The 10185-nt window shown below is 71.1% G+C and carries 12 protein-coding genes; 5 read left to right on the top strand and 7 right to left on the bottom strand.

Going from position 1 to position 10185, the window contains the following annotated elements:
- Positions 1-186: 186 nt before the first annotated feature.
- Complete coding sequence (locus ACFWZ2_RS20630; protein WP_384547638.1) at positions 187-816, top strand: MarC family protein; 630 nt, start codon at positions 187-189, stop codon at positions 814-816.
- Here ACFWZ2_RS20630 and ACFWZ2_RS20625 read toward each other — a convergent pair.
- Both ACFWZ2_RS20625 and ACFWZ2_RS20620 read right to left on the bottom strand, forming a co-directional pair.
- Positions 806-2059: an ion channel protein gene (locus ACFWZ2_RS20625; protein WP_384547636.1), complete on the bottom strand. Its 1254-nt coding sequence runs from the start codon at positions 2057-2059 to the stop codon at positions 806-808. The genes ACFWZ2_RS20630 and ACFWZ2_RS20625 overlap by 11 nt on opposite strands.
- Positions 2060-2067: 8 nt before the next feature.
- Positions 2068-2511, bottom strand: a complete 444-nt coding sequence (locus ACFWZ2_RS20620; protein ID WP_384547634.1) for a hypothetical protein — start codon at positions 2509-2511, stop codon at positions 2068-2070.
- Between the two features lie 298 nt (positions 2512-2809).
- On the opposite strand from ACFWZ2_RS20620, the gene ACFWZ2_RS20615 reads away from it, so the two are divergent.
- Positions 2810-3169, top strand: a complete 360-nt coding sequence (locus ACFWZ2_RS20615; protein ID WP_384547632.1) for a hypothetical protein — start codon at positions 2810-2812, stop codon at positions 3167-3169.
- A gap of 184 nt (positions 3170-3353) precedes the next feature.
- Positions 3354-4007, top strand: coding sequence for an NADPH-dependent F420 reductase (locus ACFWZ2_RS20610; RefSeq protein WP_384547630.1), 654 nt, complete (start codon positions 3354-3356; stop codon positions 4005-4007).
- Here ACFWZ2_RS20610 and ACFWZ2_RS20605 read toward each other — a convergent pair.
- The 3 genes from ACFWZ2_RS20605 to ACFWZ2_RS20595 all read right to left on the bottom strand — a co-directional run bounded on the left by ACFWZ2_RS20605 (position 3985) and on the right by ACFWZ2_RS20595 (position 7043).
- Positions 3985-4944 (bottom strand): SGNH/GDSL hydrolase family protein, encoded by a 960-nt coding sequence (locus ACFWZ2_RS20605; protein ID WP_384547629.1) that lies wholly within the window; start codon positions 4942-4944, stop codon positions 3985-3987. The two genes, ACFWZ2_RS20610 and ACFWZ2_RS20605, sit on opposite strands and share 23 nt — an antisense overlap.
- Before the next feature lie 88 nt (positions 4945-5032).
- Positions 5033-6217 (bottom strand): abortive phage infection protein, encoded by a 1185-nt coding sequence (locus ACFWZ2_RS20600; protein WP_384547627.1) that lies wholly within the window; start codon positions 6215-6217, stop codon positions 5033-5035.
- A 154-nt stretch (positions 6218-6371) separates the two neighbouring features.
- A complete protein-coding gene (locus ACFWZ2_RS20595) occupies positions 6372-7043 on the bottom strand; it encodes a DUF4097 family beta strand repeat-containing protein (protein WP_384547626.1) in 672 nt (223 codons plus the stop codon).
- A 251-nt stretch (positions 7044-7294) separates the two neighbouring features.
- Here ACFWZ2_RS20595 and ACFWZ2_RS20590 point away from each other — a divergent pair, with 251 nt between their 5' ends.
- Positions 7295-8041 carry a helix-turn-helix domain-containing protein gene (locus ACFWZ2_RS20590; protein ID WP_384547624.1) on the top strand — a complete coding sequence of 249 codons (747 nt, stop codon included), beginning with the start codon at positions 7295-7297 and terminating at the stop codon, positions 8039-8041.
- 13 nt (positions 8042-8054) lie between these two features.
- On the opposite strand, the gene ACFWZ2_RS20585 is transcribed toward ACFWZ2_RS20590, so the two are convergent.
- Together ACFWZ2_RS20585 and ACFWZ2_RS20580 are read right to left on the bottom strand one after the other, a co-directional pair.
- A complete protein-coding gene (locus ACFWZ2_RS20585; RefSeq protein WP_384547622.1) occupies positions 8055-8531 on the bottom strand; it encodes an FxLYD domain-containing protein in 477 nt (158 codons plus the stop codon).
- Between the two features lie 122 nt (positions 8532-8653).
- Positions 8654-9019, bottom strand: a complete 366-nt coding sequence (locus ACFWZ2_RS20580; protein ID WP_384547620.1) for a PH domain-containing protein — start codon at positions 9017-9019, stop codon at positions 8654-8656.
- 151 nt (positions 9020-9170) lie between these two features.
- Between ACFWZ2_RS20580 and ACFWZ2_RS20575 the strand changes: the two genes are divergently transcribed.
- Positions 9171-10154, top strand: coding sequence for a S8 family peptidase (locus ACFWZ2_RS20575; RefSeq protein ID WP_384547618.1), 984 nt, complete (start codon positions 9171-9173; stop codon positions 10152-10154).
- The last annotated feature ends 31 nt before the right edge of the window (positions 10155-10185 follow it).

Below are 10185 nucleotides of genomic sequence, written 5' to 3'. Positions count from 1 at the left end.
CGAACCCGCAGTCGGAGGCTGGTCGGAGGCGCCCGTCAGGGGCGCGGGGAACTGCGCGAGCAACCACGACGAACCCGCAGTCGGAGGCTGGTCGGAGGCGCCCGTCAGGGGCGCGGGGAACTGCGCAAGAGGACGGTGCGGAGCGGCACCGGTCTGCCAAGGCGCACCCCGTGCAAGATGCCCCGCATGACCGCTCTCAGCTATTCCGCCGCGTTCATCACGTTCTTCTCGGTCGTCGGCCCCCCAAAGGTCCTCCTCGCGTTCGCGGGCCTCGCCCAGACGCACGGGATGGGGGAACTGCGCCGCATCGCGGTGATCTCGTCGGCGGCGGCGATCCTGGTGGGTCTGGTGACGGGGATCGCCGCGCCGTGGCTCCTTGACCTGTTCCACATCAGTACGCCGGCGCTGCAGCTGGCGGGCGGCGTGATCTTCTTCATCTACGCGGTGGGCCTGGTCCTGGGCATGCACTTGGGCACGGAGGGCCCGGGCGACGACGCGCCGGACCTGGTGAGCGGGGTGCGGCAGCTGCTGATGCCGTTCATCGTGAGTCCGCTGGCGATGACCGCCGTGCTGATCGAGGCGGCGGCGCGGGATTCCTGGTCGTGGCGGTCCACGGTGGTGGGCGCGTATGTGACGGTGATCGTCCTGGATCTGCTCTGTGTGGTGCTGCTGGCACCGATCCTGCGCCGTACGCACCACGCGACGATCGAACTCCTGGGCAGGCTCCTGGGGTTGCTGCTCGCCGCCGTGGGCGTGGATCTCGTACTGGACGGTCTCGCCGCACTCGGCGTGCCGGTCGAGCGGCTCACGCACTGACGGGGTCCCGCTCTTCGGGGATCAGCATGTCGGGGCGCCCGGTGACGAGGAGCCACGCGGGGAGCGCGGCGACGCACAGCATCGGCAGGAGGTCCATGTCCATCACGACGACCGCGGCGGTGAAGAGGCTGAGCCAGCCCTGGCGGGTGGTGGCGAGGAGGATGCCGAGGACGGCGCAGGTGATGGCGAGGGAGACGGGGACCGCGTCGACCAGGGTGTGCGCGAACATGCCGAGGGCGACGCCGACGAAGACGGCGGGGAAGATCCGGCCGCCGCGGAATCCGCAGGAGCCCGCCACGACGAGCGCGGCGAGTTTCACCAGGGCGAGGAGGAGCAGGTTGGCGGCGCCGTGGCCGTCGGCGTCGGTGGTCAGCTCCTTCATTTCCTCCAGGCCCTTGAAGAGTGTGAGGTGTCCGCCGAGCGCGCCGAGTGCGCCGAGTACGAGGCCGCCGACCGTGAGCATGAGGACCGGGTGGCCGAGCTGCCGGAAGGCCCGGTGGAAGAGCGGGAAGGCGTACACCGCGGCGAGCCCGACGAGCGCGGCCGCCGAGCTGATCACCATGGCGGAGACCGTGTCGATCAGGCGGGGCCCGGGGTAGGGCGCGACGTCGATCTGGAAGGTCGGGTGCGCGACGAGCACGGTCGTCAGGGCGCCCGCGCCCGCCGCGACGAGCGGCGCGAAGAGCCGGTCCCACAGCGGTCGCGGGTCGTCCCCGACGGCGAGTTCGGAGAGGATGAGCGCCGCCGCGACGGGCGTGCCGAAGAGCGCGCCGACGGTTCCCGCGGCCGCGAGGGCGACCCAGGCCGCGGCGGGCGTACGGGGCATGGCCCGCATGCCCAGCGCGTACGCGAGGGCGATGTTGATGGCGGTGATGGGGTTCTCCGGGCCGAGGCTGACCCCGCCGGCGAGCCCGATGATCACGGCGAGCGCGATGCCGGGCAGCATCCGCACGGGCAGCGGCGGGTCGACGAGTCCGGTCGTCGCGGGGTCGGGTCCCGCGTGTCCCGGCGTCTTCCACACCACGAGCCCGACGACGAGGCCCACCACGGTGAGCATGCCGAAGATCCAGCCGGCCGAGGTCCCGGAGACCCCGAGCGCGTCGGGAAGCCGGTCCCACAGCACGTCCTGCAGCCGCTCGGACACCCAGCTGAGCGCGAGCAGCAGCAGGCTGGACCCGACGCCGACCAGGAGGGCCGGGACGATCATCGGGGCCAGCGCGCGGGCCTGCGGCGGGAGGCTCATGGCCCCCGTCAGGGTGCGGTGCGGTCGGCGCGGTCGGAGCCGTCCGTGCACAGCGCCCAGATGACGAAGACGCCGATCGCGATGGAGATGAGCGCCCACACCGGTGTGTACGGCAGCCACAGGAACTGCGCCACGATGCCGACCGCCGCGAGGCCCACGCCGGTGGCCTTCGCCCAGCTCGCGCCCTTGAGGATGCCCCAGCCCGTGACGGCGATCAGGATGCCGAGGATCAGGTGGATCCAGCCCCACGTCGTGAGGTTGAACTTGTAGACGTAGTCGCCGATGCGTTCGTAGACGTCGTCCTTGGCGATGCCCGCGATGCCTTCGAGCACCCCGAGTACGCCGTTCACCAGCATCAGGACACCGGCGAACACGGTGCCTCCGGTCGCCCATGCGGTGCTGGCGTCGCTGCTGTTGCGGTCCGGCTTGTTCGGCGCGGTCGCGCTGCTCATGGCCACCCCCTACTTTCTTTCGGTCAGGGATTCACAGCGTGTGGCGGCCCGGCGGGCGCGGCGACCTGGCCTGGGCCGAACGGGTGGCGTCCGGGCCCTTCGCACCAGGCGGCTGCCAGCGATCGGCTGCACTGAGCCAACGGGGTGGTCTCGAAATCTGACAGGGAATCAGGGTTTCCGGTTCCTGGTGAGCCGCGTTACGGATGCTGACAGCGGAAGCCCCGGGCGAACAGCAAGTCGTCCGGGCGGCGCGAGGGTCGCGACCGTGGACCGGCTCCCTGTCAGAGAGGGAAGTGAAGTGAAGTACACGAAGGCCGCCGCGGTCGTAGCCGGTTCCGTGATGGCCCTGGGGGTGGCCTCGCCCGCCTTCGCCGACGACGTCGACAACGCCCCGGCGGCGGCCCAGGCGGGCGCGGGCGCGGACGCCAAGGGAGAGGTCCTGGTCGACAGCAGCACCGTCTCGAAGAACGACGTCAAGAACCCGCTCAAGGACGTCGACGTCAGGGTGCTCACCGACGCCACGGGCAAGCTGGCCGACAAGCTGGCCACCAAGAACGACCTGGCCTCGAAGACGAACGCCCTGGCGGGCACCTCCACCCGTGCCGTCAACGGCGCCCCGGGCTCCGGCCTGATCGGCGGCATGCCGATCGGCGGCTGATCCTCATCCGCCACCTCTGCCGCTTACTGGGGCGGCAGCGCACCACGCATCCCGCTCAAGGCCCCGCGTCGACCCCATCGGCGCGGGGCCTTCCGCTGCCCGCGGCCGACTGCGGCCGTCCGCGTCCGCGGAACTACGCCTTTGGTACCGGATGTTCCGGGTCCCCGGCCTGATCCGCGGCGCCATGGCAGCGTCTAGCTTCACCCGTATGCGTATAGGACTTCTTGGCACAGGAAACGTCGCCCGCGCACTGGCGCACCGCTGGCGCGCCGCAGGACACGACGTGCTGCTCGGGTCCCGGCACCCCGAGGAGCGCAAGGACATCGGACTCCCCGTCGCGGGCCTGGGCGAAACCGCCGCCCACGCCGACGTGCTGGTCAACGCCACCCCGGGCAACGTCTCCGTCGAACTGCTCCGTTCCATCGGGGCGCAGGCCCTCGACGGGATGCTGCTCATCGACGTGGGCGTGGGCCTCACCGACGACTACACCGAGCTCTCGCACCCCAACAGCAGCCTGGCGGAACACATTCAGGAGGCCTTCCCCCGGACCCGCGTCGTCAAGACGCTCTGCACGATGGACTCCACGGCGATGATCGCGCCGGACGACCTGGAGGGCCCGAGCACCGTCTTCCTCTCCGGCGACGACGCCGGGGCGAAGCGGACGACCGGGCGGCTGCTCACGGACCTGGGCTGGGCCCCCTCCGCCCAGCTGGACATCGGCGGCATCGTCACCGCGCGCGGACAGGAGCACTTCGCCCTGCTGTTCATGGGGATCGCGGGCGGTCTCGGGGCCCACACGTTCAACATCAAGGTCGTCACCCGCCCTGCGGTCGCGTAGGCGCCGCGTCGGCCACGGTGCGGGTGATCTCGGAGGTCATCCGGCGTATCCCGGGTGAACGCACCGGGCAGGGGCGGGACTTGGCCGTGGTCGGCGCGAGGCAGAAGTGCAGATAGTCCTTGGGGAGGTGCAGCGCGGTCCGGCCCCGGCCGGGTTCGGTGCAGTACGCCGGGTTCTTCGTCTCGTACGACGTGCACGGCAGCTTCTCGACCCAGGCGTACCGGTCGGAGGCCGGGGACACGGCCCTGCCCGCGTCGGCGACGAGCCCGCCGGACGCCTTCGCCTGGGTCTCGTAGATCTGGTTCACGCGCCGCACCCGGTCCGGCGTGATCGGGTCGGGTCCCTGCAGCACCCAGACGACGCGCGGCCGTTTGCCGCCGCCCGCGGCCGCCTCGATCTGCGCGGTCAGCTTCCGTGCGTCGGCGGCGTACCGGTCGAAGTACTTCGCGCGCTCCTTGTCGTACGTGATGCCGTCCATGCACGGCGTATAGCCCCAGGAGTTGCCCCAGAACTGCAGCACCACATAGTCGGGCCGCTCGGCCCGCACCAGCGTGGCGGCCTTGTCCTTGTCGGGGACGAGGGAGTCCTTGCCGGTGCCGTCGAGGTAGTCGCAGAGGGTGGTGCCGGAGTAGGGGGCGCTGCGGTAGCGGGCGCCCAGCCGGTCCTTGAGCAGGCCGCCGAGCACGTCCTGGTTCTCCATGGCGAGGGAGTCCCCGAGGTAGAGCACCTTGGGCGCGGACGTGCGGGGTTCGGCGGCGGCCCGCTGGCGGGCGGTGGAGGTCGCCGACGGGGCGGGACCGGCCGCCCGCCCCGCGCTGCTGCCGGGCACCTCGGGGACCTCGGCGGGGGTCGCACCGGACCCGCCGGATCCGGGGTCGCCGCACGCCCCCAGCAGCAGCGCACCCGCCAACACGCCCGCACTCCACAGCTTCCGCATGCGGCAACTCCCGCCCCAGACAGCCGAAATGGCCCTCAGGCAAGCACACCCGGCGCGGCGATGGAAGGCATCCGCATGCCAAGTGCGGTCAGCGGCGTCCCGCCCGCGCGAAGTGCCGGGCCAGCGCGTCGAAGGACTGCTTCGGTTCCCAGTGCCAGGGGGACTCCGGGTCGGCCGGGTGCTTCCTGAGCGTCTTGGTGAGGCTGTAGCTCGCCATGTCGAGGTCGTAGCGGGGGTCGTCGGGGCGGTGCGGGGCGTCGGGGGAGACGAAGTCGTAGACCAGCGCCGCGTGCAGGTCCATGGACTCGAAGACGTCGAAGACGTCCAGGAGGTACGCGGCCTGCGCGCGCTCGCTCCGCTTGAGTCCGCCGGTGATCTCCGGGGGCTCCTTGGTGTAGTCGACGGCCTCGTGCCAGCCCATGCCGCCGTCCTGCGGCGCCCCTTCGTAGGTGCACGACCCGCACTCGGTGATCGCCACCGGCTTGCCCCAACGGCCGTACGGCGTCAGCTCCTTGACGTACTCGGCCGTGCTGCGGTGGTACGCGTAGTAGTTGACGCTGACGATGTCGAAGAGCGACCAGTCGACGTCGTCGTCCTGCGCGGCGCCATAGGTGAGCGGGCCGTGGAAGACGGAACGGCCGGTCCTGGCGGCGCGTTCGATGAAGGAGGCCAGCTTCCTGACCATCTTCTGCGGGTCGTAGTTCCCCTTGAGCATGTTCTCGACCCGCTCCAGGGCGTCGGCGCCGGGCACGATGCCGGGGACGAAGAGCACGAACTCGGCGCCGACACTGAGGTGCACCCGCGCCCCCTGCCGCCGCATCCGCTCGGCGTGCCTGCCCGTCTCCGCGAGGTGGTCGAGGATGTCCCGCTCCGGCACGTCGGCGAGGCGGGGCTGCAGCCAGACGTGCAGACCGCGCTCGGCCGCCTCCGACGCCGTGGCCGCGAGGCGTTCGACGCCCGTGCCGAAGACCGAGACCGAATTTGCGTGCAGGTCCTGCCTGATGGCCCGCATGTCGCCGCGCATCCGGGCGGCCGTCCAGCCGGTGGCGCGCGACTCGCCGTCACCGACCTCGTAGCAGACGCCCCGGTAGGTGAGCCCCCGCCGGTCCCCTGTTCCGGCGGGGGCGGAGGTGGCAGCGGCGGACGTGGGGGGCGCCGGATTTCCCGTGGCTCCCGCCAGGTCCGTGCCGAGCAGTCCGCCGGTCACCGCGACGGCACCGGCCGCCCCCGCACCTGCCAGGAAACGTCCCCTGCTGATTCCCTCGCGTCGCACAGTGCCTCCCGTGATCGGCCGACGGCCCGCTGCCGCCGCTCGCTCCCCAGCATCGGGAGCGGCGGTGCGCGGGCTCGTCGTTCTTTGGTCTATGCGAGGGCGACGGAGGTCTGAACTGCCGCATCCCGAAGGCTGTTTCGCTGTCCGGTCGCGGTCACAGGCTGCGGGCGGTGATGTTGCCGAAGGAGGTGGTGGCGTGGATGTTCAGCGTGGCGTCGGCGCCGTCGGCGTTCTTGAGGGAGTTGTGGACGCGGCCGTAGTCGGTGCCGGCGTCGAGCGTGGCGGAGGTGCCGCGGGCGGCGTCGACGGTGAGGTTGCCGTGCTGGGTGCGCAGGGTGAGGTTGCCCGCGACGGCGTCGGTGACGGTGAGGTCGCCCTTCTGGGTGCTGAGTTCGGAGTCGCCGTTCAGGCGGCCGACGGTGATGTCGCCGGACTGCAGGGTGAGGTGCGCGGCGGCGGTCTCGTCGAGCTTGACGCTGGCCTGCTGGCCCTCGAAGGTGACGTCGCCGAGGCGGCCGACGCCGCGCAGCTCGGCGAGGGCGGCCTTGGCCTCGACGCGGGAGCCCGCCGGGAGCTGGACGGTGACCTCGACGGAGCCGGAGTTGCCGAGGATCCGGGGGGCCGGCTGGGCGAGCTGGACGCGCACGATGCCGTTGTCGTAGCTGACGTCGATCTTCTCGGCGGCCTTGGCGTCGCGGCTGCTGCCGGCGTTGGCGGGCAGGACCTCGACGGTGGTGTCGGTGCGGTCGGCGGCGATCAGGCGGATGTTGCCGGCGGGGATGTCGACGATGGCGGTGACGGCGGCGGGGGTGTCGAACTTCTGCATGGTGTGCTCCTCGGTCAGTGGTTTCGTCGGTCCCGGCTGCCCGGGCCCTCGGTGTTTCCGATGAATGAAAAGCTACGTTGCGTTCGCGGTGCTGGCAACAGTCTCGTTGCGTGAAATCGTTGTTATTGCAGGTCGAGAGCGTGAAATCGTTGCAACGGTTTGAGGGCTAACGCAATGCGTTTCGCTCGATTCGTTGCAATGAAATGGCGGTGAACGCTATAGTGGGCCGCCGGAGAGAGAAGGAGGCCGTGATGCCGGGAGGCAGGCTCACCCAGCCCGAACGTCAGCAGATCGCGCTGGGACTGGCCGACGGCCTCGCCTACGCGGAGATCGCCAGGCGCCTGGACCGTCCCACGTCGACGGTCACGCGCGAGGTGATGCGCAACGGCGGGCCCACCGGCTACCGCGCCGACCTCGCCCACCGGGCCACCGAACACCGCGCGCAGCGCCGCAGGCAGGCCGCGCCCCGGGACACGAAGGCGCCCGCGCAGGCCCATGGGCGCGACGCCGACGCCGTGCGCGAGTTCGAGGAGACGCTCACCACGGTCTTCATGCAGTCGGGCACGCCCAAGATGATGGCCCGGGTCCTCGCCTGCCTCATCACCACCGACTCGGGCAGCCTCACCGCGGCCGAACTCGTCGAACGCCTCCAGGTCAGCCCGGCGTCCATCTCCAAGGCCGTCGCGTTCCTCGACAGCCAGGGGCTGCTGCGCCGCGAGCGCGACGAGCGGCGCCGCGAGCGGTACGTCGTCGACGACGACGTCTGGTACCGGTCGATGATGGCCGCGGCCGAGGGCACCGCCCGTGTGGTCGTCACCGCACGTCAGGGCGTCGGCATCCTGGTCCCCGGCACGCCGGCCGCCGCCCGCCTGGAGAACATCGCCCGCTTCCTCGACTTCGTCTCGGAGAACACCGTCCGCGCCGCGGAGCAGGCCCGCGCGGTCCTCCACTCGAAGCCCGCGGCTCCGGCGCAGGACGGTGCCGACGCCGGTCGGTAGCGCTGCGCGGTGCTCAGTAGCGCACGGCCGTGGTGACGTTCGTCCTCACGTCGGCGCCGCCGTCCAGCTTGTGCGTGCTGCGGGCCGTCGCGTCCGCGGACTTGCCCGCGGGGACGTCGTCGATCGTCACCACCACCGTGTCCAGGAGCTTGCCGTCGCCGTCCTTGAACGTGACCTGCACGGCGAAGGTCTTCGCCGCGTCGGTGGTGTTCTCGGCGGTGACCTTCACGGTCGTACGGCCGTCCCCGTCCGTCGACGGGTCGCCGAGCCGCACGTCGCCCTTCGCGTCGATGCCGCCCTTGATCTCGTCGAGCTTCTCGCCCGCCCGCGCGGTCGCCGACGCCACGGCGGAGGCGGCCCTGCTCGCCGCGTCGGACGGGCTGTCCCCGTCGGAGCAGCCCGCGGCGCCGACGGCGAGCGCGCCCACGAGGACCGTCGCGGCGATGCCGCGCGCCCCGAACCTGTTCCCGCTTCCGGCGTTCCCGGTCATGCCGCCTCCGTGGCTCGGTCTACCTGGTTCCTCCAGTGAAGACCGGGGCGGCCGCGGGCGCATCCGCGGATCCGGCCCCGTCGGGGGCGGGGGAGTCCCGGGGGCCGTCCGCCGGACAGGCCCTAGCGCGCCACGAACTGGGTCAGGATCGCCTGCACCTCGTAGATGTCGACGCCCTTCGTGAACGTCTTCTGCAGCGGCGTCGGGTTGCTGGAGATCCAGATCTTCAGCTCCGCGTCGAGGTCGAAGTGCCCCGCCGTCTCGACCGCGAAGTGCGTGATGCTCTTGTACGGGATCGAGTGGTACTCGACCTTCTTGCCCGTGAGCCCCTGCTTGTCGATCATGATCAGGCGGCGGTCGGTGAACAGCATCGTGTCGCGTATCAGCGTGTACGCGGCGTGCACCTGCTCGCCGTGCCCGAGCAGCCGGGCGTACTCGTTCTGCGCCTTCATCGGGTCGACGGTGTGCGCGTTTCCGAACAGTGCCATGTGCGGGTCCCCCATCAGAAGAATTCCGAATTCCTGTACGAACCCTAACCGCGGGCCCTTCCGTCGAGCCTCACCCGTCCGGCCCCCTCTCTGTGGCGCGCGCCGCCGGAGTGACCCGAGGGTCGGGGGAGACACAGGAGGGTGGACATTCATGACATATGGACGAGGGGGGCGAGGGCGGCGGCTGCTCGCCGCGGCGCTCTGTCTCACCGCCGTCACCGGACTCGCCACCGCGTGCGGCGACGACAACGACAGCAAGCCCGACCCGATGCGCGACAAACAATGGGCCCTCGACGCCCTGAAACTCCCCGACGCCTGGGACAAGGCCAAGGGCGACGGCACCGTCATCGCCGTCGTCGACACCGGCGCCGACCTGGACCACCCCGACCTGGAGGGGCGCCTCGTCGCCGGGCACGACTTCGTCGACAACGACGACGACCCCAAGGACATGAACGGCCACGGCACCCATGTCTCCGGCATCGCCGCCGCCCACACCGACAACGGCGTCGGCATCGCCGGTGGCGCACCCGGCGCGAAGATCATGCCCGTACGGGTCCTCGGCGCGAACGGCAGCGGCAGCGACGCGAACATCACCAAGGGCATCGTCTGGGCCGCCCAGCACGGCGCGGACGTCATCAACCTCTCCCTCGGCGAATCCGGGCTCATGGCACGGCTCCTGAAGGGCGGCGTCCTCAACCAGGCCATCCAGACCGCCCACGACAAGGGCGCCGTCGTCGTCGCCGCCGCGGGCAACGACGGGACCGCCCTCCAGCCGTACAAGGTGGAGACCCCCGTCCTCGTCGTCGGTGCGAGCGATCAGAACGGCAAGCCCGCGAGCTTCTCCAACTTCGGTGCGGAACAGGCCGTTTCGGCGCCCGGCGTCGACATTCTTTCCACCCTTCCCACGTACAAGACCAAGGAGACCCTGAAGAACGACTCCGGATACGGGGATCTGTCGGGCACCTCCATGGCCGCGCCCTACGTCTCCGCCGTCGCGGCACTGCTGCATCAGCAGGGGCGCAACCCGGACCAGATCATGGCCGCGGTGCGGGGCAGCGCGAAGAACCCCGACAAGCTGGCGAAGCTGGGCCTCGGCATCGTGGATGCGGAGGCCGCGGTGGGATCTGCCAAGTAGGACCTGGGACTCCTGGGGGGCTTGCCCCGGA

The organism is Streptomyces sp. NPDC059002 (assembly GCF_042740435.1).
Taxonomy (GTDB): domain Bacteria; phylum Actinomycetota; class Actinomycetes; order Streptomycetales; family Streptomycetaceae; genus Streptomyces.
The sequence above is the reverse complement of the archived record's forward strand: the minus strand, read 5'-3'. Positions and strand labels throughout refer to the sequence as shown.